Here is a 21,256-nt window from a genome sequence, read left to right as displayed (position 1 = left end):
ACAAAGGAGAGCCTTCCATGCGGAAAGCGATCTTGTCGGTGGTGATGGCGCTCGTCGCCCTCGCCGCCACTGTGCTCTTCGCCACTCCGGCGAGCGCCCATGGATACATCTCATCGCCGCCGAGCAGGCAGGCGATGTGCGCACAGGGCCGCGTCTCCAACTGCGGACCCATCATCTACGAACCGCAGAGCGTCGAAGGCCCCAAGGGCCAGCGCAACTGCCACGGTGGGCTCGGCCAGTTCGCCCAGCTCAACGACGACAGCCGCGCCTGGCCCGCCACCTCGGTCGGCACCAGCGCGACCTTCAACTGGATCATCACCGCTCGCCACGCCACCACGACGTGGGAGTACTTCATCGGCGGCACGCGAGTCGCCGTCTTCAACGACGGCGGCAGGCAGCCGGGCTCCACGGTGACCCACAACGTCAACCTGTCCGGCTTCAGCGGCCGTCAGAAGCTGCTGGCCGTCTGGAACATCGCCGACACGCCGATGGCCTTCTACAGCTGCGTCGACCTGGTGATCGGCGGCGGGCCCAACCCGACGCCCACCCCCACGCCGACCCCGACCGTGACCCCCACCCGTACCCCGACCCCGACGCCCACCGCCACCCAGCCGGGCGGTACCTGGGCCGCGGGCACGGCCTACACCACCGGCGCCACCGTGACCTACGGCGGCTCCTCCTACCGCTGCCTGCAGCCGCACACCGCACTCGCAGGCTGGGAGCCGCCGAACGTTCCCGCCCTGTGGCAGCGTCTCTGATCTGAACGTCAAGGCCGGCATCGCGTCCAGCGTGGGCGCGGTGCCGGCCGTACTCCATTGTTGGACCACTAAGGAGACGTGAGCGGACGATGAGACGCTCAGCCGCCGCGCTGGCACTGGGACTGGGCCTGCTGGCCGCCACCCTGACCGCCTGCGGTGACACCATCGAGTACGGCGAGCACCCGGTGCCCGCGAACGCGGGCGGCACGGCCGCGGCCGAACCCGTCGTCAGCGCGGCCGCAGGCCCCTACGACGACGATGACGTGGCCTTCCTGCAGATGATGATCCCCCATCACGAGCAGGGCATCGAGATGGCCGTGATCGCCGAGGCCAGGGCGGCCAAGCCGGAGATCCGCGCGCTCGCAGCCGCGATCAGGATCACCCAGGCCGACGAGATCAAGACGATGGCCAAGTGGCTCGACGCCTGGGACAAGCCCATCGCGGCCAGCACCAAGGTGCACCGCGAGCACGGCGACCTGCACGAGACCAAGTCCGAGGACATCAGCGCCCTGCGCAAGATGGCCGACAAGGACTTCGAGGAGAGGTTCCTCAGCATGCTGGTCGCCCACCAGCACAATGCGGTCGCGATGGCCAGGGACGAGGCCAAGAAGGGCAAGAACAAGGAGGTCCTGGGACTGGCCAAGCGCGTGGACACCTCGCGGAGCGGTCAGATCAGGCAAATGCTTCAGACCCTCGGCGGCACCTCCTGACAGTGCCTCTTCGGGAGGGCTTGGCAAAGTCATCACTTAAAGCGACTATCTAAGTGCTGAACGTGATGACCCCCAGCCCTCCGGAAGAGAGTCGTTCATGCCCACAGGTGAGATACCCGCCCAGGCCCAGCCGTCCGACGGCATCCCCAGGCCCAGCCACGACCTCAGGGTGCCCGCCGACCTGGTGGCCACCGCCGCCCGCGGCCTGACGCCCGGCGGCCCGCGCAAGCGCGTCCTCGTCATCGGCGCCGGCATGGCCGGGCTCGTCGCCGCCTACGAACTCATGCGCCAGGGGCACGACCCCGTCGTGCTGGAGGCCCAGCAGCGGGTCGGCGGGCGCGTCTACACCCTGCGCGGCTTCGCGCCCGGTCTCTACGCCGAGGCCGGAGCCATGCGCATCCCCCGCGTGCACGACCTCACCCTGGCCTACTGCGAGCGGTTCGGGTTGAAGTTGCGGCCGTTCGTGATGGGCAATCCGGACACACTCGCCTATGTCCAGGGCATCAGGACCACGATGCGCGAGCTCAACGGCAATCCGGAGATCATCGACTTCGAACTCGCCGAGCACGAACGCGGGCGCACCTACGAGGACCTGTGGCGGGCGGCCACCCAGGAGATCCACGACCTCTACGCCCTGGAGGGCGAGAACGCGCTGGAGCGCATCTGCGCGGAGTACGACCGCTACTCCATCCGCAGCTTCCTGCGCGAGCGCGGCTTCTCCGACGGCGCCATCGAACTCTACGGCGTGATGAGCTTCAGGGAGGCCAATCTCAACGCGGCCGTCATCGAGCAGTTCCGCGAGATCATCGGCCGGGCCTTCGAGGACATGCAGGAGATCGAGGGCGGCAGCGACCTGCTGCCCACCGCCTTCTACCGCGAGCTGAAGTCGCACATCAGGTTCGGCCACGAGGTCACCGCCATCGAGCAGGACGACGACTCGGTCACCCTGCACGTCAGGACCGGCGCGGGCCGCACCACGATCACCGGCGACTACGCCATCTGCACGATCCCGTTCTCGGTGCTGCGCGACGTCGAGGCCAAACCCGCCTTCTCCCGCAGGAAGCAACGCGCGATCCGGGAGCTCAATTACAACGCCTCCACCAAGATCCTCCTACAGGTACGCGAGGCGTTCTGGCAGCACACCGACGGCATCGTGGGCGGCACGACCGTCACCGACCTGCCGATCCGCCGGATCTGCTACCCCTCGCACCCGGCGCCGGACGAGGGCCGCTCGGTGCTGCTGGCCAGCTACACCTGGGGCCAGGACGCGCTGCGCTGGGGCGCGATGTCGCAGCAGAAACGGGTCGAGCAGGCGCTCGAGGACGTCGCCAAGATCCATCCCCAGATCGGCGAGCACTTCGAGTTCGGCCTCAGCCACGCCTGGTACGACGACCCCTACGCCGCGGGCGCCTTCGCCCTGTTCGAGCCGCACCAGCAGACCACGCTGCACGAGGCCATCATCGCCCCCGAAGGCCGCGTGCACTTCGCCGGCGAGCACTGCTCGCTCTGGCACGCCTGGATCGAGGGCGCGCTGGAGTCGGGCATCAGCGCGGCACGCGCCATCCACGAGTCGCCTTCGGTGGAGCCCTCCCGGACGGCGAGCGCCCGGCACGGCTAAGAGGTGCGGTGCTCGGCGCACGCCCTGAGCCTGGCCGCGGCCTCCGCCAGATCGGCGGCGGCCGCGGCGCACGCCTCGACGTGCGCCCGCACGCTCTCCCGCAGCCAGCCGGGCGCCACGCCGTGCCCGTCCAGCCGCGCCTCGATCGCGAGCAGCCGTTCGGCGCACTCGGCCAGCACCCTGGCGTCGGCCTGCAGCACACCCGCGTGCGCGGCGACCGCGCCCTCCCGTTCGGAGATCGGCACGTCGGCGTCCCTTCCCTTCAGGTCGTCCGCACGGGCACGCCCGCGCCCTTGAGCGTGCGGTGCGCCGTGCTCGACAGGCACAGCAGCGCCCGCGCGCCGTCCAGGCCCAGCTCGCGCAGCCCCGCTGCGACCGGGTCGTCCCCGGGGCCGAGCACCAGCCTGACCCTGGGCGCCACGTGGACCAGCGCCCGCCCCTGCACCTGCACGCACGAGCGCAGGGTGAGCGCCCCCCTGCGCGCGTAGGCGACCAGGTCGCGGTCCTCGGCCGGCAGACCGGGCCCGAGCGGCCCCCGCAGGCTCAGCACCCCTTCGTACGGCTCGCCGACCACCACGTGGGCCGAGCGCCCGGTGAGTTCGACGCCGAGCGCGGCGAGGACCGGCTCACCGCCCCAGATCTCGGGCGTGAGCGCCGCGACCGTGCCGGTGTCGACGACCGAGCCGAGCTGCCACACGCCCGAACGCCTGCGATCGGCCCGCCGCCCCAGGTCGGGCAGCACGCGCAGCCGCTGCGCCCGCCACGGGTCGTGCACGGCCAGGCCGTAGGCCAGCTCCCTGTGCCCGCCGAGGCTGCCGCGCCGGTGGTCGAGCACGGTCAGCACCACCAGCGCACGGCCCGCCACCCTGACCGGCGGGCCCATCCCCGTGCCGTCGAGCAACGCGGCGGCCACCCGCGCGTCGGCGGCGAAGTAGGCGGTCAGCGCCGAGCCCTCCTGACCTCTGACCGGCAGCTCGACCTGCCCCTGCGACGTCGCCACCCGGTAGGTGGGCGTGGTCAGGAACGGGAAGCCCTCGGGCCGCGGCACCCGGTCGAACAGCAGGTACGCCTGCGACCTGAGCACCGCCCCGGTGCCCGGCGTCAGCCGCTCCTCGATGACGGCACGGGCATGCGGCAGGTCGTCGGTGAGGTTGGCGATGTAGCGCTCGATGCCGTGGCAGAGCGGGAACAGATGGGTGGCGTCGGCGTAGTCCACGACATACCAGTCGGGATGCAGGTCGAAGCAGGCTCCCGCGCCCTGCCCGTCCAGGGTCGGGATGATGTCGTGCTGGTTGGTGACGCTGGCCACCCAGGTGCGCGGGTCCGCGGGCTGCTTGAAGTCGACCGGCGAGCCGACGGCCACGGCGTGCGTGACGGTGTAGCGGGCGCAGAACGCGGCGTCCTGCGCCAGGTTCATGATGGCCGCGCCGCCCGCGCTGTGCCCGATGAGGATGAGTTCGGCCCCGTGCGGAAGGCCGTAGTCCTCGATGGCCTTGGCCAGCGCCCGGCTGTAGGGACTGCTGGCGAGCACGGCGCTGCTGAAGGCGCCCAGCAGGTCCTGCGGCGAGTCGTTGTCCGGTTTGCCGGGCCGCATGCCGGGGACCTGGACGACGTGCCGGGTGACGCCGTCGGGGCCGGACACGCTCTGGATGAGCATCCGGCCCGTGGTGCCGATCGCGGCGATGTTGCCCAGGTAGCCGAGCAGGGAGCCGTGCGCGCACACCCGCTCGCTCTCGGCGGGCGTCAGCCGTACCCTTCGGGCGGCTCCCTCACCGGAGTCGAGCGCGGCCACGGCCCTGTTGCTCATGCCGGTGATCGGGTCGGCCGTGGCGAAGCCCTTGCCGGTGGCGATGAGCCAGGCGGCCCTGTCGTTGAGCGGGTTCTCGTCCAGCAGGGCGCGCAGGGCGAGCACCTCGCCGAACACCGGGGCCAGTTCGCTCAGCGTGCGCACCGCGCCCCTGTCCTTGAGCAGGGCGCGCAGGGCCTTGATCGAGGCCAGGTCGCGGTCGGCGGCCACGGCGTCGATCAGCCTGGCCAGCAGGGGGTCGTCGAGGAGTTCGGGGTGGTCGAGCGTGACGGCGCAGATGCGCAGCCGCAGTGACGTCGCCAGGACGAGCACCGCCAGGCTCTCCCCGCCCGCCATGGCGCCGATCTTGGCCGCGAGTGTGCCCGCCCTGCCGCCGGTGATGGCATGGCCGAGCCCCTCGCCGTTGGTGAGCGCGCGCAGCAGGGCCCGCTGGGCGCGCAGTCCCCTGCCGGGCGCCCGGGCGGGCGCGGACAGCACGGCGGGATCGGTGAGCGCGGCCGTGGCACGCGCCGCCACCTCCTGTACGGCCACGCCGATGTCGGCCAGCTCACGCGCGGCGCCACGCAGCACCGTCGCGTCCGTGCTCATCCCGCCCCCCGCGCCGTCAGGCTCACCACGCGGGGCCTCGGATCCTCGGGCACGTTGCGATGCAGGATGTCGGAGAGCGAGCGCGTGGTGGCGATGATCTCCATACCGAGCGGCGAGAACGTCCCGGCGGTGAACACCCGCGAGGCCAGCAGCGGATTGGTCAGCGCCTGCGAGAACGCGTCGATCGCGATGATCTTCGTCAGCAGGGGTGGCAGCATGGCCTGCGGCGAGCCCGGCTCCTCGGCGAACAGCCCGACGTACAGGTCGAGGTCGTCGACGTCGCGATACAGCTCGCGCAGCGCCTCGCTCACCCGCTCGTCGCCCGACACGTGCTCGAAGCGCCGCACCCGGGGAAAGCGGCAGTGCTCCCGATAGGCGTTGTACGGCGCCAGCCGCAGCGTGCGCGAGTCGGCGATGCTGGCCACGTCGACGGGCGTCAGCAGCGGATCGGTGTTGAACAGGCCGATCCGCCCGGCCCGCTGCAGCGACGCCTCCTCGAACAGCCGCCCGATGCCGTGCTCGGCCAGCAGCGCGTCGCCGGTCATCGTCGCGGCCATCGGCAGCTCACCGCCGCCCACGACGAGCCGGGAGGGGATGAGGCTGTGCCAGCGGTAGACGAGGTTGAACTCGGCCGAGGCCCAGTTCTCCCGGTGCCAGGGCGCCCTGGCCAGCAGGGCCGACAGGCGCGAGTCGAGGGTGAAGCGGAAGTGGTAGGGCGTGATGTGGTTGATGTACTCCTCGACGACCAGCTTGATCAGCACCACGATGAGGATGTTGCGCGCGGTCTGGAAGAGCCGCTCGTCGTCCCAGCCGGGGTTGCGCGCGGCCAGCGCACGCGCCACCCTGTTGTGCTCGCGCAGGAACAGCACGGTCATCATGGTGAAGCCGATCTGGATGTTGCCCCGGTCGCTGCCGGTCGCGAACAGCGTGTCGCGCACCCGGTCGCCTATCTCGCCGAACCTGACGACGTTCAGCGCGGCGAACTCGCTGCGGATCCGGCCGCCCGAGCACAGGTAGGGCGGGAACTCGCCGCCGTTGATCGACTGGCTCTTGAGCAGGCCGCCCTCGAACGCGCGCAGCGCCGCCGTGGCGTGCTCGTCGAGGCCGTAGAGCTGGTTCAGGTCGATCTGGTGGTTGGAGGTGTTCTTGCGCGGGTCGCGCGGCACGTGGGTGTCGCCGCGCAGGAAACCGTCGGTGAACCACTGGGCGAAGTAGGCGAACAGCACGGTCGAGCGCGGGCAGGGGATCATCTGGCTTCCCCTGGTGAACAGCTCGGCGGCCTGCTCGGGCGTGGGCCTGCCGTCACCGCTGTGCGGCGCGGGCGGCACGTGGCGGCCGTTGTAGGTGCGGTCGGTCAGCGAGGCCCACGAGGTGTAGTCGGCCATCGTGCTGAACGGCTCGGGCCTGGCGGGCATCTCGCGCACGGCGTGGTCGATGAGCGAGGCGTTGAGCCTGCTGCGCACGGGGGTGATGCGCTGGGCGAGCTGCCACAGCGGCCTGCCGTTCGTCAGGGCCAGGAAGCGCAGGCGGTTGACGGCGCCGTCGGTGGCGATCGAGCGGGCGCCGCTCATCCGCGCTCCCCCTGCTCCCCCGTGCCAAGTCCGAGTACGAACCTGTCGGGGAAGATACCGAGCTCGCGCACGATCTCACCCTCGGGCGCGGGCAGCAGCCGCACGCCGGGACGGCGCAGCAGGCGCCTGACCGTCTCGGCGATGATGGCGCGGGCCGGGTGCACACCCAGGCAGGCGTGGTGGCCGTAGCCGAAGAACAGCTGCAGGTGGGCGGGCCGGTCCAGCCTGAACTCCTCGGGCGCCTCGACCTCGTCGGCGTCGAACATGGCCGAGGCGGGCGCCGCGATGACGAACGTGCCCGGCTCGACGACCGTGCGGCGAGGGGTTCCGGCCGCCAGGACGTACTCGCCCACGCACAGGCGCGGCAGCAGCTTGAAGAACGGGCTGAAGCGCAGCGCCTCCCACACGTAGCGGTCGAACTCCGCCGGGTCGTCGAGCGCGGCGGCGCGCACGGCGCCTTCGGCGACGGCCGGGTCGAGCAGGAGTTGCTCGACGACCTCGGCCATCGCACCCGGGGCGCTCTCCACGAAGCCGAGCGGCAGCCCGGCCATGTTGATCAGCAGCCGCTCGTCGTCGAGGTCGATCTCGGCGGGCAGCGTCGTGCGCACCAGCCGGGAGAAGACGTCCTCGCCGGGCGGGCCCGACGCCACGGCCTCCCGGCGCCGCTGCAGCAGCTCGCGCAGGTAGGCCATCAGCTCGCCGCCCGCGCGTACGGAGGCCTCGCGGATGGCGGGATCGCCGTGGAAGTTGGCGAAGCCGTCGGCGACGATGGCCCTGGTCCAGCGCGACAGCGTGTCGGGGGTCGGGCCCGGCAGGCCGAAGTACTCGGCGCAGACGCCCAGTGCGACCGGCCGGAACAGCCGGGCCGCCGCGTCGATCCTGCCGCTCGGCCAGGCGTGTTCCAGCGCCTCGTCGGCGATGCGGCCGGCCAGCTCGCGCACGCCCGCCACGTCACGCGGGTCGAGCATGACGCGCATGAGGCCCTTCTCCCGCCAGTTCATCGCGGTGGCGTCCCTGCCCAGCATGAACGGGCCGCCGAGCGCCGCGTCCAGGCGCGGGCCGAACGCCTTGACGGTGAATGTCTCGGGCCTGGACAGCACCTCGGTGACGTCGGCGTAGCGGGTCACCACGGTGAAGGCGGGCGTGACGAAGATCGGACGGTGTTCGCGCAGTTCGGCGAAGAAGCCGCGCCAGTCTGTGCGCATCCATTCGCGCACCAGGCCGAACGCCGCCATCGGGTCGGCCGCGAGCAACGCGTCGTAGCGGTCAAGACGGCTGCTCCCTGTGGATTGCTCGACTGCGCTCATGCCCCGGACCCTCCGAACAGAGATCGTCACGTTCGGTCGCCAATCTAGGCAGGTGATCCACCGTGACGAGATGGCTTCGGTGCACACTCTTGTGACTCCATGACGTAACTGATCCGTCACTATCCGGCCACTGCCGCAGTCCGGGGCGACGGCCTTGAATAAGTGGCCGACGGACCCGCCCACGTCGGGAGCGTGCATGACCCCTTCAGCCGAGACCGTGCCGATCGCAGCGGCCAGGCGCACCGCCTATCTGCTCGTGCTCGTCGTGGCGCCGGTGCTCGCGCTGGTGGCCGGGGTCATCGCCCTGTGGGGGCGCGGCATCGGGGCGCGCGACGCGGCGATCGCGGTCGTGATGTATCTGGTCAGCGTCTTCGGCATCGCGATCGGCTACCACCGGCTGTTCACCCACCGGGCGTTCAAGTGCCGCACACCGTTGCGCGTCGCCCTGCTGCTGGCCGGAGGGATGGCGCTGGAGGGCCCGGTCACCCTGTGGACGGCCGAGCACAGACGCCACCACAAGTACGCCGACAAGGAGGGCGACCCGCACTCCCCCTGGCGTTACGGCGACAGCGGCCTGGCCCTGCTGAGGGGCATGGCGCACGCGCACGTCGGCTGGTTCTACACCGCGCGCGCCCGGTCGAGCCGCACGCACTGGGTGCCCGATCTGCTGGCCGACCCGGTCGTGCGGCGCATCGACGTGTGGTATCCGGCGGTCGCCGTGCTCTCCTTCGTTCTTCCGGCCGCCGCGGGCGGGCTGCTGGCGATGTCGTGGAGCGGCGTGTGGAGCGCGCTGTTCTGGGGCGGTCTTGTGCGTTACGCCGTCGTGCACCATGTCACGTGGTCGGTCAACTCCGTCGCCCACACCTTCGGCGAGCGGCCCTTCCGCACCCGCGACCGCTCCTCCAACGTGCGCTGGGTGGCCTTCTTCACGCTGGGCGAAGGCTGGCACAACTGGCACCACGTCGACCCGACCTGCGCCAGGCACGGCGTGCTCAAGGGCCAGTTCGACCCGAGCGCCCGGCTGATCCGCTGGTTCGAGCAGGCGGGCTGGGCCCACGACGTGCGCTGGCCCGACCCGGTCAGGCTGGGCGCCCGCCGCGTGCGGGCCACACATCCGGCGGGCGACACCCTTCCCCCGTGACCGTTCGGGCAAGGGCCGCACCGCCGTACCGAAGACCTGCCACCGGCCGGTGGGCGCTCCCGGTCTCCCGGCGCGGTGGCACGCCGACGACTACGATCACCATGTGGCTTATCCCCCCAGAAGGCGGCAACGCCGGATCCTGCCCTTCGTCGTCGCGGTGGTCATCGCCGCGGGCCTCATCGCCGGACTGCGCTGGTACACCTCGCGCCCGAGCGGCGAGGAGCAGGCCGCGAGCAGGTGCACGGGCGAGGCGATCAGGCTGACCATGGCCTCCTCCCAGGACAAGGTCGGGCTGCTGCGCCAGGCCGTTGCCGGGTTCAACGGGCGTGCGGTGCTCGGCAAGTGCGCCGAGGTCACGGTGGTGGCCGCCAACTCCGGCGAGGTGATGCGCACCCTGGCCAAGGGCTGGGACGAGCAGGCCGACGGACCGCGGCCGGACGTGTGGGCCCCGGCGGGCTCGGCCTGGGTGACGCTGCTACGAAGGCACGCCTCGGGGGCCGACGGCAAGCCGCCCGTGGCCGAAGGGGCGCCCGCGCCGCTGATGACCTCGCCGCTGACCATCGCGATGCCCAAGCCGATGGCCGAGGCGCTCGGCTGGCCGGGCAAGGCGATCGGCTGGGCGGACCTGGCCGAACTGGCCGCCCATCCGAAGGGCTGGGCCGCGTTCGGCCATCCGGAGTGGGGGGCCTTCAAGCTCGGCAAGACCAATCCGAACTTCTCCACCAGCGGGCTCAACGCCACGATCGGCGCCTACTTCGCCGCCACCGGGACGACGTCCGACCTCACCGAGCGCGATGTCGAGGAGCCCAAGGTCAGGGCGTTCGTCAAGAGCGTCGAGGACTCCATCGTGCACTACGGCGACATCACGATGACCTTCCTGGCCAATCTGCAGCGCGCCGACGACCGGGGGGCGGCGATGAAGTACATCTCGGCCGTCACGCTGGAGGAGAACTCCGTCACCGACTACAACAGGGGCAATCCGTCGGGCGACCCCGCCACGCTCGGCAAGCACGCGCCGCCGCGCACGCCGCTGGTGGCGATCTACCCCAAGGAGGGCACCCTGCACTCCGACCATCCGTTCGTCCCGCTGACGTGGATGGAGCAGAGCAAGAAGACGGTCGCCGACCAGCTGCTCGCCTATCTGCGTTCGGCGCCCGCCCAGACGTTGTTCCAGTCGTTCGGCTACCGCACCTTCGACGGCAAGGCCGGGCCGCTGGCCGTACCCGAGAACGGCGTGCCCGAAGGGGCGAAGGTGACGCTGATGAGCATGCCCGCGCCCGGTGTGCTCGACCGGCTGCTGGACAGCTGGGCGAGTCTCCGCAAACCGGCCAACGTGCTGATCGTCGTCGACAAGTCGGGCTCGATGGAGCAGGAGGCGGCGGGCTCGGGCCGTACCCGGCTGGAGCTCGCCAAGCGGGCCGCGATCAATGCGCTGCCGCAGTTCAGGGCCGACGACAAGGTCGGGCTGTGGGCCTTCTCCACCCGCCAGAACGGCGAGCTCGACTACCGCGAGCTGGTGCCGGTCGGCAGCGTCTCCACCGTCGGGCCCGCGCTCGGCAAGCAGATCAACGGCCTGCGGCCGAGCGGCGGCACCGGCCTGTACGACACGGCGCTGGCCGCCATGGAGCACATGCGCTCGCTGCGCGACCCCAAGGCGATCAACGCGGTCGTGTTCCTGACCGACGGCAAGAACGAGAAGGACGGCGGCCTGTCCCTGGACAACCTCCTGGCCCAGGTACGGCCTGCGGGCGAGGGCGACGTGCGGCTGTTCACGATCGGCTACGGCGACGACGCCGACCAGGGCACGCTGCGCCGCATCGCCGAGACCACCGACGGCGCCAACTACGACTCCTCCAGCCCCGACGCCATCGACAAGGTCTTCACCGCGGTCATCTCCAACTTCTGAGCCGCCCGCCCGCGCACGGGGTGACCCGAAGGTGAAACGTCCGTGCGCCAGGCGACGAAAGACGGCCGAGTGCCGCGATCACTGCAACTTCCGCGAAACCCTGTTCGTCGGACAGGTAGCGGGACATCGGGAGGCCGGTTGTATCCACAGACACCACGGCGTCGAAGGCGTAACTACGCGCCCTTCGTCATCGCCGTCATCCTCGCGGGCGCCCTGATCGTGGGTCTGCGCCTGTACTTCGACAGCGGCTCCTCCTCCGGCGCCGCGACGGACGGCAAGACGCCCTCGCTGGCGTGCGGCGACGCCGGTGTGCGCCTGACCGTGCTGTCGTCGGTGGAGAAGGCGGGGCTGCTGCGCGAGATCGCCGCCGCCTACAACGGCAAGAAGGTCGCGGGGAAGTGCGCCGACGTGGTGGTCACCACGAGCGGCGCCGCGCTGCAGGCGTTCGAGCGCGGCTGGGACGAACGCGTGGACGGGCCGAGGCCCGACGTGTGGTCCCCGGCGAGCACGAGCTGGCTGAATCTGATCAGGCAGCGCGGCGAGAGCTCCGACAAGGGCGCGATCGTCGGGCCGGACAACCCGTCGATCGCCAAGACGCCGCTGGTCATCGCCATGCCCAAGCCGATGGCCGAGGCGCTCGGCTGGCCCAGGCGCGAGCTGGGATGGGCCGAGCTGCTGGCCCTGTCCAACGACACGCGCGGGTGGGCCAAGCTCGGCCATCCGGAGTGGGGCAGATTCCGTCTCGGCAAGACCAATCCGAACTTCTCCACCAGTGGGATGAACGCCACCATCGGCACGTACTATGCCGCCACCGGGCTGTCGGGCGACCTGTCGGAGAAGGACGTCGCCGCGCAGCGCACGCGGGAGTTCGTCCAGGGTGTGGAGCGTTCGATCGTGCACTACGGCGACACGACGCTGACGTTCCTGTCCAATCTGCAGCGGGCCGACGACGCCGGGGCCGGGCTGAGCTACATCTCGGCCGTCACCGTCGAGGAGAAGTCGGTCTGGGACTACAACCAGGGCAATCCGACCGGCGATCCCAAGACGCTGGGCAAGCACGCCAAGCCCAAGGTGCCGCTGGTGGCGATCTATCCCAAGGAGGGCACGCTGTTCTCCGACAGCCCGTTCGCGGTGCTGTCGTGGGCGGACGAGGCCAAGAAGGCGGTCGCGGCCGACTTCCTGGCCCATCTGCGGGCGCCCGAGCAGCAGCGGCGTTTCGTCGAGCACGCCTTCAGGAGCGCCGACGCCAAGGCCGGGCCGCTCATCACCGAGGCCAACGGCCTGTTGCCCGCCGAGCCGAAGACGCTGCTCAACCCGCCCGCGCCCAACGTCCTTGACAAGATCCTGCTGAGCTGGGCCGAGCTGCGCAAACCGGCGAACGTCCTGGTGGTGCTCGACACCTCGGGCTCGATGGGCGCCGATGTGCCCGGCACCGGCAAGACCAAGCTCGACCTGGCCAAGCAGGCGGCCGTCAATGCGCTGCCGCAGTTCGGCGGGCACGACAAGGTGGGGCTGTGGCTGTTCTCGCTCAAGCGCGACGGAGCCAAGGACCACAAGGAGCTCGCACCGATGGCCACGATGGGCCCCGAGCAGCGCGCCAGGCTCGCCGACCGCATCAAGGGCCTGATCCCCGAGGGCGGCACCGGCCTGTACGACACGGCGCTGGCCGCCTACCAGGAGGTGCTCGGCTCGCAGAGCGGTGAGGCGATCAACGCGGTCGTCTTCCTCACCGACGGCAAGAACGAGGACAACAACAGCATCTCGCTCGACGACCTGCTGCCCGGCCTGCGCGCCGAGCAGGGCGCGGAGAGCGTGCGGCTGTTCACGATCGCCTATGGCGAGGACGCCGATCTCGGTGTGCTCAGGCAGATCTCGCAGGCCACCAATGCGGCGGCTTACGATTCCCGCAAACCTGGAAGTATCGACCAGGTGTTCACTGCGGTGGTAAGCAACTTCTGATGTCCCGCCTGTCGGAGGAACTGCGCGACCCATGGGGGCTGCTGCTCGGCGTCACCGCCGGGGGCGCCGCGTGGGCCGTCAGCGTGCACCCGGCGGCAGCCGTACTCGTCGGGGTCACGGCCTGGCTGGCGAAGTCGGCGCTGTCGGCGGCGCAGCGGCGGGGCGAGCCGCCGCCGCAGATCACGCCGGGCTCGGCCGAGGAGGGCTGGGTGGTGCGCGCGGGCACGGCGGCCGGGCGGTTCGCCGCGCTCAGCGCCAGGATGGCCGAAGGTCCCGTCACCGAGCGGGTACGCGCGATGAGCCCCCAGCTCACCGACACGATGGCGACACTGGGCCGTCTGGCCGAGCACGCCTCGGTCACCGGGCACGCGCTCGGCCAGCTCGACCCCGCCCTGCTGCGCGACCAGCGCGAACGGCTGCGGCGCCAGCGGGAGGGGGCCAGGCCCGAGGTCGCCGCCGAGCTGGAGCGGTCGCTGGCCCTGCTGGGCGCCCAGCAGGAGGTGCACGAGCGCCTGTCGGGCACGAGGGACAGGCTGCTGGCCAGGCTGGAGTCGGGCACGATCGGGGTGGAGGGGCTGGTGGCCAGGGCGGTGGAGCTGTCGGCGATGGCGGCGACGGGCGCGCTCACCGACACGCGTGTGCTCGACGACCTCGCCGTCGAGCTCGAAGGACTGCGGCTCGGCCTGCACGAGACCGAAGAGATCACTCGCAGAGCGATGGACCCATAGGAGCCCCCCATGCTGAAGGTCGTGCGCCGCGCCTGGCGCTATGTCGTCGCCGCGCTGTCGGGCAGGCTCGACGAGCTCGCCGATCCTCGTGTGCAGATCGAGCAGGCCATCCAGGAGGCCAAGGAGCAGCACCAGCGGCTCACCCAGCAGGCGGGCGTGGTGATCGGCAACGAGCGCGAGCTGGAGCTGAAGTACGCCCGCGCGGTGGAGGAGGCGGAGAAGCTGCAGGCCGGCGCCCGCCAGGCGGTCCTGCTCGCCGAGCGGGCGAGGGCCGGTGGCGATGAGGCGAAGGCGGCCTCCTACGAGGACTCCGCCCGCGCCTTCGCCGGAAGGCTGGTCGCCGCCGAGAGCGCCATGGCCGACATGCAGGCCATGCACCAGCGCGCCCAGCAGGCATCCGGCCAGGCGAGGGCGGCGGTGGAGAACAACGCGCTCGCCCTGCAACGCAAGATCGCCGAGCGGATGCGCCTGCTGTCGCAGCTCGACCAGGCCACGATGCAGGAGCAGCTCAACCGGGCCATGGGCGACCTGTCGGCGCTCGCCCCCCAGGGCGACACGCCGACACTGGACCAGGTCCGCGACAAGATCGAGAAGCGTTACGCCCGTGCCCTGGGCGAGGCCGAACTGAGCTCCAACTCGGTCGAGGCGCGCATGATCGAGGTCGAGCGCGCCGCGATCGACATGGAGGGCGAGGCCCGTCTCGACGCCATCAGGCAGAGCATGCGCAAGCCCGAGGTCGAGTCCTAGCGTGCGGCCGGCACACCCGGCTCGGCCGTGGCCGGTTCGGCGGCGGGCGTCGGCCTGCTGGGCCACCAGAAGCGGTCGCCGAACAGGGTGATCAGCGCGGGCACCAGCACACTGCGCACCAGCAGCGTGTCCAGCAGGACGCCGAAGCCGACGATGACGCCGAGCTGGGTCAGCGTGATGAGCGGCAGCACGCCCAGCACGGCGAAGACGGCGGCCAGCACGATGCCCGCACTGGTGATGACACCGCCGGTGACGGCGAGCGCGGTGACGACACCCGGCCTCGTGCCCTGCCTGGCCGCCTCCTCCCTGGCCCGGTGGCTGAGGAAGATGTTGTAGTCCACCCCCAGCGCGACCAGGAAGAGGAAGCTGAGCAGCGGCACCGCCAGATCCATCGCCGGGAAGCCGAAGAAGTGCTCGAAGGCGAACCACCCGGCGCCGAAACTGGCCGCGAAGCTGGCGATCACGGTCAGCACCAGGGTGATCGCCGCCACGACCGACCGCAGCAGGAGCAGCAGCACGATCAGCACGATGCCGAGCACCATCGGAATGACGACGAGCCGATCACGCGCGGCGGCGTCACGCTCGTCCAGATCGGCCGCCTCGGGCCCGCCCACCAGCGCCTGCCCTCCGGGTACGGCATGCACGGCCTCGCGCAGCCGTTCGACGGCGGCGAAGCTGGCCGGTGTGCCCGGCTCCTGGGTCAGCACGACATTGATCCGGGCCAGATCGGCCGTGCGGTCGGCCATCCGGGCGGTGTCGACGCCTTCGACGCCTTCGGCCGCCTTGAGCACCTGGTCGGCCGCGGGGGCGGCGGCGATCACGGTGACCGGCTGGGCGCTTCCCGCGGGGAAGGCGGCGCTGAGCGTCTCCTGCCCGGCGATGGCCTCGACGCGCTCACGGAACTGCTCGGTCTGCGACAGGCCGCTCTTGACGCCCATCGCACCGAGGCCGAGCAGGGCGAGTACGGCGGTGCCCGCCACCAGCATGACGACCGGCCGTGCGGCCACGACCTCGCCGACCTTGCGCCACAGGCCCGTGCGCGCCGGATCGGCCTGGCCGACCTTGGGGGCGAACGGCCAGAACAGGCCCCTGCCGAACAGCACCATCGCCGCGGGCAGCACGAGCAACGCGTAGCCGACCGCGATGACGATGCCGATCGCGCCCGCCATACCGATGGCCCTGCTGGAGGGGGCCAGGGCGAACAGCAGCGTGCACAGTGCCAGGGCGACCGTGGCCGAACTGGCCAGGATGGCGGGCGCGGCCGAGCGAACGGCGACCGACATGGCCCGGTGCCTGTCGTCGTGCACGCGCAACTGCTCGCGGTAGCGGGCGATGAGCAGCAGGGCGTAGTTCGTGCCCGCGCCGAAGACCAGCACGGAGGTGATGCCGAGCGTGGAGTCGTCGACGGTGAGCCCGGTGACCCGGGTCAGCGCGGCGACGGCCTTGGCCGCGACCTGGTCGGCGACGCCGATGACGGTGAGCGGCACCAGCCACAGCCACGGGCTGCGGTAGGTCAGCAGCAGGAGCAGGGCGACCACGCTCGCGGTGACGGCCAGCAGCGTGATGTCCGCGCCCTTGAACACGGCCGCCAGGTCGACCTGGAACCCGGCGCCGCCGGTCACCTCGGCCTTGGTGCCGGGAGCGAGCCCGGCGCGTGCCTCGGTCCTGATGGACTCGACGGTCTCGGTCAGCTTGGCGTTGCCCAGCGTGCCGGGCAGCGGCACGGTCAGGGTCATCACCTCACCGCCGGGCGAGGTGATCGGCGGCGGCAGCTTCCCGCCGACGGCGAGCGGGGCGAACCGCGCGGCGTCGGCGGCCACGGCGTCCTTGTCGGCCTGGCCGAGCGGGCCGCTCGCACTGTAGACGACGAGGGCGGGCAGCACCTGCCCGCTGGGCAACTGCCGCTGCAGCGAGGCGACCTCGCCCGACTCGGCGCCCTTGGGCAGCGCGTCGGCCGGGTCGGTGCTCACCTCGGCCGAGCCGCCGAAGGCCAGGGCCAGTCCCGACAGCAGGGCGGCGACCACGATCGTGACCCACTTGCCGCCGCTGCTCCACAGCCGGTCCCACCGGCTAGGCTCTGCACGCCACACAGTTAACTCTTTCCATTGTGGAATAATTCGACGGTGGAAAGACTAGGGGTGCATCACCGTCGATGGCAACCCCGCCGGAAGGAGGATCGTGACGGCGCAGACACCGAGCGCGTTCGAGCTGATGATCGCGATGCGCCGGCTCAACGTGGAGAGCGACAGGTTCGTCGAACGCTTCGCCGCCGCCCATCGGCTGCACCGCACCGACCTCAATGCCGTCGTCGTCATCCTCGACGCCTACAACGCCGGGCACCCGCTCACGCCCGGCGAGCTCGGCGCGGCGCTCACGCTCAGCCCGCCCGCGACCACCGCGCTCATCAACCGCCTGGAGCAGGTCGGCCATGTGGAACGGCGGCGCAGCACCTCCGACCGTCGCAAGGTCGAGGTCGTCCTCAACGAGCAGGCCGTACGGCTGGCCGGGCAGTTCTTCGCCCCGCTCGGCCGTCATCTCAGCGCCGCCATCGAGGAGTTCACCGACGAGGAGCGGCAGGTGATCGGCAGGTTCCTGGCCGGTACGACCGAGGCGACGACGCGGGCCAGGCAGGAGTCAGGCGGGGAGATGGTGACGTAGGCGCAGCTCGTCGGGGAAGGGGGCGAAGTAGGTCTGGTCGCGGACATAGGCGGCATGCTCCCCCTTGGCGTTGTGCCGCAGCAGCGTCGCGGGCACGCTGAGCGGCACCCGGCCCGCCTGGTACCCGGCGATGACCTCGGCCAGATCGGCCCGGCGCTCCGGATCGAGGTCGAGCATGCCGAGGCAGTGCTGCAGCACGTTGGTGTTCCTGCCGACCGACGCCTTCCTGGCCAGCGCCGTACGGAAGGCGTGGGCGTAGTCGGCCGCGAGCTCCTCCCTGGGCCGCGCACCCGCCCGTGCCACCACCCGCCCGGCCTCCCGGTAGTGCACGGGGTCGTGGGCGAGGATCTGCATCTTGTGCCTGGAGTGGAAGTCGACCAGGTCACGGGCCCGCCAGCCGCCCGCGAGGAAGGCGCGCAGCCGGGCGTGGGCGAAGACGCGCTCGACGAAGCTCTCCCTGATGAGCGCGTCGTTGAGCCGCCCTTCGTCCTCGACCGGCAGCAGCGGGTAGGCGGCCATGACGGCGGCGGCGAACACCCCTTTGTTGCGCCGGTCGACCGGCTGGCCGCCGGGGGCGTAGACGGGGATGCCGTGGATGCCGCAGCTCGGGCTCTTGGCCTTGAACACATAGCCGTCGACGTCGCCGAGCGCGGCCACACGGGCGCCCGCCAGGTCCGTCATCGTGTCGGTCAGGTCGACCTTGGTGGTGCGGGTGATCAATCTCGGGCCCGCCTGCCCCTGCTCAAGGCGCAGCGTCTCGCGCGGCGCGCCGAGGCCCGCCTCGATCTCGGGGCAGAACGGCGCCCACGTCACGTGCGCGGCCAGCTCCCCCGAAAGGAACCTGTCGCGGCTGTGGCCGCCGTTGAAGCGCACGGGCTCGCCCAGCAGGCAGCTGGAGACCGCCACCACGGGGGTCGGCTGCCCGTTCACGCCGCCTCCGCCAGCAGGGCGGACAGGCGGTGCAGCCCGCGCGAGGTCCTGGCCTTGACGGTGCCGATCGGCACGCGCAGCCGTTCGGCGATCTCGCGCTGGCTCAGGTCGTCGTAGTAGGCCAGCTCGATGGCCTCGCGCTGACCGGCGGGCAGCTCGGCCATCGCCCGGTCGAGCAGGTCGCGGTCGGCCAGCAGGGCCGAGTCGGTGCGCCCGTCGTGGCCAGGCGGGTCGCCGACCGCCTCAAGCGGCACGGTGGGCGGGCGCCTGGCGCGCAGGTGGTCGACCGCGCGCTTGTGCGCGATGGCCAGCACCCAGGCCCGCAGGCTGCGCTCGGGGTCGTAGCGCTCACGTGAGCGCCAGACCTCGGCGAACACGACCTGGGTCACATCGTCGACGTCCTCGGCAGGCACCAGCCTGCGCAGGTAGGAGCGCACCAGTGCGGCGTGCGTGCGGTAGCACTCGGCGAGAGCGTCCATCACCGCTCTCCTCTCAAGAGATAACCTATTCAAAACTTATTCAACCCGAGCCTAGACCATGCGCGCAACCAAGACAGGGGAGATCAGCGCAGGTACGACAGAACGCGGCCGACCGCGTCACGCAACGAGCCCACCGGCCGGGCGCCCTTCGACACGTCCCAGCCCGGCCCGCCGAGCACCAGCCGGGCGGGCGGCCTGAGCGCGGGCAGCGACTCCAGCGGCCCGGGATCGCCGGTCTGGGCCAGCTGCGACCACACGAACACCACCGACGGCCCCAGCCTGCGCATGGCATCACCCAGCGCCGGGTACGGCGTGCGGGCGCCGAGCACCCGCGTCTCCACCCGGTGCTCGGTGGTCAGCACGGCGGCCAGCGCGTAGAGCGGCAGGCTGTGCTGCTCGTCCTCGGCGCAGGCCAGCAGCACGGGCCGCTCGTTGACCGCCCGCGCCGGTCCGGCGGTCAACGGCTGCAGGGCGGCGAGCACGCCGCCGGAGAACAGGTGCTCGACCTCGATCCCGGCGCCCGTCTCCTCCTGGCGGCGGCAGATCGTCTCGAACACCGGCCTGACCAGCCGATCCCACGTCCACTCCACACCGTGCCTGCCCAGCGCCGCCGCCACGCCTTCGGCGACGGTCCAGCTGTCCAGCGCCAGCGCGGCCCTGGCCAGCATCGCGACTGTGGGCACGTGCCCCCCGGCCTCCTGGGCGACGGCGGCCCGCGCGGCCTCGGGCGCGGCCGGTGCGGGCGGTGCGGGCAGGCGCAGGGCCGAGCGGGCGGCGTCGGCAGGGGGCACGCCCGCGTGGATCAGCCGGTTCATCTCCTCCAGGCGCAGCAGATCGGCCGTGTCGTAACGCCGATGCCCGCCCGGACTCCGCCTGCTCGGGCCGATGCCGTACCTGAGGTTCCAGGTGCGCAGGGTGGGGGCGGGCACGCCGAGGCGGCGGGAGACGGCGCCGATGCCGTAGCCCGGCTCGTCGTCGGTGGTGACCACCCCGGCCTCGTCCATTGCACCTTCCGTCCCTGGTCGTCCCTCTCATTGTTTCGGATCGCGGGAGCGGCGGGTTGCAACCACCTCGCCCTGTCGCGCGAATACTCGGGGGTGGACACCGTCATCGTGCTCTTCAACCGGGACCTCAGGGTCCATGACCATCCGGCGCTCGCCGCCGCCTGCGAGCGGGCGCGCCAGGTGGTGCCGCTGTTCGTGCTCGACCCCTCGATCCCCTCGGGCAGGCGCACGCCGTTCCTGCTGGAGTGCCTGGCCGATCTGCGGGCCTCGTTGCGTGAGCTCGGCGGCGACCTGGTGCTGCGGCGCGGTGACACCGTGGCCGAGACGATGCGGGTGGCGGCCGAGACGGGAGCCGGAGCCGTCTACACCAGTGCCGACGTCAGCGCCCTGGCCAGACGCAGGCAGGCGGCGCTCACCGACGGCCCGGTCGAGGTACGGCGCTTCCCCGGTGTCACCGTCGTGCCGCCCGACCTGCTGCGGCCGACCGGCGGCGGCGACCACTACAAGGTGTTCACGCCGTACTGGCGCGCCTGGAGCCAGGCGCCGCGCAGGGCCGTGGCCGAGCCTCCGGCCAAGGTGACGCTGCCGCCCGGCCTCGACGCCGGAGTGATCCCATCGGCCACGCCGTACGGCGCCGTCCGCGGCGGGGAGAGCGCGGCGCGGCGGCGCATGCTGGCCTGGACGCGGATGTGCCTGGACGACTACGCCGACGGCCACGACGACCTGGCGGGCGCGCGCACCTCACGGCTGAGCCCCTACCTGCGCTTCGGCTGCCTTTCACCGCTCGAGCTGGCCGGATGCGGCAACGAGGACTACGTCAGGCAGCTGTGCTGGCGCGACTTCCACCACCAGGTCGCCTTCGCCTTCCCCGACCTGAACACCCGCGACTACCGCAGCCGCCCGATCGAGTGGCGCGACGACGCCGACGCGGTCCAGGCGTGGAAGGCGGGCATGACCGGCGTGCCGATCGTCGACGCCGGGATGCGGCAGCTGGCCGCCGAGGGCTTCATGCACAACAGGGCACGCATGATCACCGCTTCGTACCTGGTCAAGCATCTGCGCATCGACTGGAGGATCGGGGCGGCGCACTTCTTCGACCTGCTGCTCGACGGCGACGTGGCCAACAACTCGGGCAACTGGCAATGGATAGCGGGCACCGGCAACGACACCAGGCCCAACCGTGTGTTCAACCCGCTGCGCCAGGCCAGGCGCTTCGACCCCGAAGGCGAGTACGTCAGGCGTTACGTGCCCGAGCTCGAAGGCATCCCGGCGCCGCTCGTCCACACCCCCTGGGAGGCGCCGATGCTGGCCGCCGGATATCCGGCGCCGCTCACCAGCTTGTAGC

The 21,256-nt window shown here is 71.5% G+C and carries 18 protein-coding genes; 10 read left to right on the top strand and 8 right to left on the bottom strand.

All coding sequences use genetic code 11. The annotated features are described in order from the left end of the window. Positions 1-17 precede the first annotated feature (17 nt). The 3 genes from ACTWNK_RS19625 (at position 18) to ACTWNK_RS19615 (ending at position 3,086) form a co-directional block, all read left to right on the top strand. Positions 18-758 carry a lytic polysaccharide monooxygenase gene (locus ACTWNK_RS19625; RefSeq protein WP_474305775.1) on the top strand — a complete coding sequence of 247 codons (741 nt, stop codon included), beginning with the start codon at positions 18-20 and terminating at the stop codon, positions 756-758. Positions 759-847: 89 nt separating this feature from the next. Continuing rightward, complete coding sequence (locus ACTWNK_RS19620; protein WP_474305773.1) at positions 848-1,468, top strand: DUF305 domain-containing protein; 621 nt, start codon at positions 848-850, stop codon at positions 1,466-1,468. 97 nt (positions 1,469-1,565) lie between these two features. After that, positions 1,566-3,086 (top strand): flavin monoamine oxidase family protein, encoded by a 1,521-nt coding sequence (locus ACTWNK_RS19615; protein WP_474305771.1) that lies wholly within the window; start codon positions 1,566-1,568, stop codon positions 3,084-3,086. Here ACTWNK_RS19615 and ACTWNK_RS19610 read toward each other — a convergent pair. Genes ACTWNK_RS19610 through ACTWNK_RS19595 form a run of 4 tightly spaced genes read right to left on the bottom strand, consistent with a single transcriptional unit; the run spans position 3,083 to position 8,359 of the window. Continuing rightward, entirely contained in the window at positions 3,083-3,331 is a 249-nt protein-coding gene (locus ACTWNK_RS19610; protein WP_474305769.1) for a hypothetical protein, read from the bottom strand. The genes ACTWNK_RS19615 and ACTWNK_RS19610 overlap by 4 nt on opposite strands. Before the next feature lie 17 nt (positions 3,332-3,348). After that, positions 3,349-5,481: an alpha/beta hydrolase family protein gene (locus tag ACTWNK_RS19605; RefSeq protein WP_474305768.1), complete on the bottom strand. Its 2,133-nt coding sequence runs from the start codon at positions 5,479-5,481 to the stop codon at positions 3,349-3,351. Continuing rightward, positions 5,478-7,052, bottom strand: a complete 1,575-nt coding sequence (locus ACTWNK_RS19600) for a peroxidase family protein (protein ID WP_474305766.1) — start codon at positions 7,050-7,052, stop codon at positions 5,478-5,480. Before ACTWNK_RS19600 ends, ACTWNK_RS19605 begins: the two co-directional genes overlap by 4 nt. After that, on the bottom strand, positions 7,049-8,359 hold the full coding sequence (locus ACTWNK_RS19595; protein WP_474305764.1) for a cytochrome P450: 1,311 nt from the start codon (positions 8,357-8,359) through the stop codon (positions 7,049-7,051). Before ACTWNK_RS19595 ends, ACTWNK_RS19600 begins: the two co-directional genes overlap by 4 nt. A 196-nt stretch (positions 8,360-8,555) precedes the next feature. On the opposite strand from ACTWNK_RS19595, the gene ACTWNK_RS19590 reads away from it, so the two are divergent. From ACTWNK_RS19590 to ACTWNK_RS19570, 5 genes are all read left to right on the top strand, one after another. Continuing rightward, positions 8,556-9,500: an acyl-CoA desaturase gene (locus ACTWNK_RS19590; protein ID WP_474305762.1), complete on the top strand. Its 945-nt coding sequence runs from the start codon at positions 8,556-8,558 to the stop codon at positions 9,498-9,500. Between the two features lie 103 nt (positions 9,501-9,603). Beyond that, a complete protein-coding gene (locus tag ACTWNK_RS19585) occupies positions 9,604-11,406 on the top strand; it encodes a substrate-binding domain-containing protein (RefSeq protein WP_474305760.1) in 1,803 nt (600 codons plus the stop codon). A gap of 138 nt (positions 11,407-11,544) precedes the next feature. After that, positions 11,545-13,365: an extracellular solute-binding protein gene (locus ACTWNK_RS19580; RefSeq protein WP_474305758.1), complete on the top strand. Its 1,821-nt coding sequence runs from the start codon at positions 11,545-11,547 to the stop codon at positions 13,363-13,365. After that, complete coding sequence (locus ACTWNK_RS19575) at positions 13,365-14,093, top strand: hypothetical protein (protein ID WP_474305756.1); 729 nt, start codon at positions 13,365-13,367, stop codon at positions 14,091-14,093. The genes ACTWNK_RS19580 and ACTWNK_RS19575 overlap by 1 nt, the downstream gene beginning before the upstream one ends. 9 nt (positions 14,094-14,102) lie before the next feature. Beyond that, positions 14,103-14,840: a PspA/IM30 family protein gene (locus tag ACTWNK_RS19570; protein ID WP_474305754.1), complete on the top strand. Its 738-nt coding sequence runs from the start codon at positions 14,103-14,105 to the stop codon at positions 14,838-14,840. Here the strand turns inward: ACTWNK_RS19570 and ACTWNK_RS19565 are convergent. Then, positions 14,837-16,930, bottom strand: a complete 2,094-nt coding sequence (locus ACTWNK_RS19565) for an MMPL family transporter (protein ID WP_474305752.1) — start codon at positions 16,928-16,930, stop codon at positions 14,837-14,839. The genes ACTWNK_RS19570 and ACTWNK_RS19565 overlap by 4 nt on opposite strands. A gap of 88 nt (positions 16,931-17,018) precedes the next feature. Here ACTWNK_RS19565 and ACTWNK_RS19560 point away from each other — a divergent pair, with 88 nt between their 5' ends. Next, a complete protein-coding gene (locus ACTWNK_RS19560) occupies positions 17,019-17,498 on the top strand; it encodes a MarR family winged helix-turn-helix transcriptional regulator (RefSeq protein ID WP_474305750.1) in 480 nt (159 codons plus the stop codon). Here the strand turns inward: ACTWNK_RS19560 and ACTWNK_RS19555 are convergent. The 3 genes from ACTWNK_RS19555 to ACTWNK_RS19545 form a co-directional block, all read right to left on the bottom strand. Continuing rightward, positions 17,475-18,428, bottom strand: a complete 954-nt coding sequence (locus ACTWNK_RS19555) for a YbgA family protein (RefSeq protein ID WP_474305748.1) — start codon at positions 18,426-18,428, stop codon at positions 17,475-17,477. The two genes, ACTWNK_RS19560 and ACTWNK_RS19555, sit on opposite strands and share 24 nt — an antisense overlap. Next, positions 18,425-18,907: an RNA polymerase sigma factor gene (locus ACTWNK_RS19550; RefSeq protein ID WP_474305745.1), complete on the bottom strand. Its 483-nt coding sequence runs from the start codon at positions 18,905-18,907 to the stop codon at positions 18,425-18,427. The genes ACTWNK_RS19555 and ACTWNK_RS19550 overlap by 4 nt, the downstream gene beginning before the upstream one ends. Positions 18,908-18,990: 83 nt before the next feature. Then, positions 18,991-19,911 (bottom strand): MerR family transcriptional regulator, encoded by a 921-nt coding sequence (locus ACTWNK_RS19545; RefSeq protein WP_474305743.1) that lies wholly within the window; start codon positions 19,909-19,911, stop codon positions 18,991-18,993. A gap of 93 nt (positions 19,912-20,004) precedes the next feature. Here ACTWNK_RS19545 and ACTWNK_RS19540 point away from each other — a divergent pair, with 93 nt between their 5' ends. Further along, positions 20,005-21,255: a cryptochrome/photolyase family protein gene (locus tag ACTWNK_RS19540; RefSeq protein ID WP_474305741.1), complete on the top strand. Its 1,251-nt coding sequence runs from the start codon at positions 20,005-20,007 to the stop codon at positions 21,253-21,255. Position 21,256 lies beyond the last annotated feature (1 nt).

It is taken from the genome of Nonomuraea sp. IBHARD001 (genome assembly GCF_056106265.1).
The sequence above is the reverse complement of the archived record's forward strand: the minus strand, read 5'-3'. Positions and strand labels throughout refer to the sequence as shown.

Bases quoted from the DNA above. Each gene is read 5' to 3' on its own strand.
- ACTWNK_RS19605 (WP_474305768.1), bottom strand. From the start codon at position 5,481: ATGAGCACGGACGCGACGGTGCTGCGTGGCGCCGCGCGTGAGCTGGCC.
- ACTWNK_RS19570 (WP_474305754.1), top strand. From the start codon at position 14,103: ATGCTGAAGGTCGTGCGCCGCGCCTGGCGCTATGTCGTCGCCGCGCTG.
- ACTWNK_RS19625 (WP_474305775.1), top strand. From the start codon at position 18: ATGCGGAAAGCGATCTTGTCGGTGGTGATGGCGCTCGTCGCCCTCGCC.
- ACTWNK_RS19600 (WP_474305766.1), bottom strand. From the start codon at position 7,052: ATGAGCGGCGCCCGCTCGATCGCCACCGACGGCGCCGTCAACCGCCTG.
- ACTWNK_RS19595 (WP_474305764.1), bottom strand. From the start codon at position 8,359: ATGAGCGCAGTCGAGCAATCCACAGGGAGCAGCCGTCTTGACCGCTAC.
- ACTWNK_RS19620 (WP_474305773.1), top strand. From the start codon at position 848: ATGAGACGCTCAGCCGCCGCGCTGGCACTGGGACTGGGCCTGCTGGCC.
- ACTWNK_RS19545 (WP_474305743.1), bottom strand. From the start codon at position 19,911: ATGGACGAGGCCGGGGTGGTCACCACCGACGACGAGCCGGGCTACGGC.
- ACTWNK_RS19615 (WP_474305771.1), top strand. From the start codon at position 1,566: ATGCCCACAGGTGAGATACCCGCCCAGGCCCAGCCGTCCGACGGCATC.
- ACTWNK_RS19590 (WP_474305762.1), top strand. From the start codon at position 8,556: ATGACCCCTTCAGCCGAGACCGTGCCGATCGCAGCGGCCAGGCGCACC.
- ACTWNK_RS19575 (WP_474305756.1), top strand. From the start codon at position 13,365: ATGTCCCGCCTGTCGGAGGAACTGCGCGACCCATGGGGGCTGCTGCTC.
- ACTWNK_RS19550 (WP_474305745.1), bottom strand. From the start codon at position 18,907: ATGGACGCTCTCGCCGAGTGCTACCGCACGCACGCCGCACTGGTGCGC.